The following is an 840-nucleotide window of genomic DNA, read 5'->3' as shown; positions in this document are numbered from 1 at the left end:
ACAGATGCTAAATATATGAATCCGAGAATATCCTTTGACGGATTAAACTGGTGGATTAGCGTATGCGTGGAATTTCCAGACTGCAAGAAAAATCTAAATAATGATGGTATAGGAATTGATTTAGGAATTAAGGATTTGGCTATTTGCTCTGATGGCAACACATACAAGAATATTAATAAAAGCCAAGTAGTTAAAAAACTAGAGAAATGCAGACGCAGGTTACAGCGTAGAGTTTCTCGAAAGTATGAGAAAAATAAGAAAGGAGTAAGTTACTGTAAAACTAAAAATGTAATCAAAAACGAAAAACTTTTACTTAAAGTGAATCATAGATTAACAAATATTCGTAAAAACTATTTAAATCAGACCACATCTGAAATCGTAAATCGAAAACCAAGATTTATTTGTATCGAAGATTTAAACGTTAGTGGAATGATGAAGAATAGACATTTATCCAAAGCGGTTCAGAATCAGGGATTCTTTGAATTCAGAAAACAGCTTGAGTACAAATGTAATAACAATGGTATTCAGCTCATTGTAGCTGATAGATTTTATCCATCGTCAAAACTTTGTAGTTGTTGTGGAAATATAAAAAAGGATTTGAAATTATCTGACAGAATTTATAAATGTGAATGTGGAAATGTTATAAATAGAGATTTTCAAGCATCACTAAACCTAAAAGCTTATGGAGAAAAATTTGCAAGCTAACAATGAAACGTTAATGCAAATATGTACGGATACGTTAATTCGGAATTTACGCCTATGGAGAGTACAAGAACTTGTGAGTAGTATCTGTTTCGACAGTACAAAAGCATACTCATTGAAGTAGGAATGAAACATAAA

1 protein-coding gene is annotated in these 840 nt (G+C 31.3%); it reads left to right on the top strand.

Going from position 1 to position 840, the window contains the following annotated elements; genetic code table 11:
* The coding region (locus GPK60_RS06905) for an RNA-guided endonuclease TnpB family protein (protein ID WP_215659137.1) at window positions 1-705 on the top strand (705 nt) is incomplete at its 5' end.
* Between the last annotated feature and the right edge of the window lie 135 nt (window positions 706-840).

Origin of the sequence: Ruminococcus sp. MCC718, from assembly GCF_018783905.1 — a bacterium.
Taxonomy (GTDB): domain Bacteria; phylum Bacillota; class Clostridia; order Lachnospirales; family Lachnospiraceae; genus Hominisplanchenecus; species Hominisplanchenecus faecis.
This window is presented reverse-complemented; position numbering and strand designations above follow the sequence as displayed.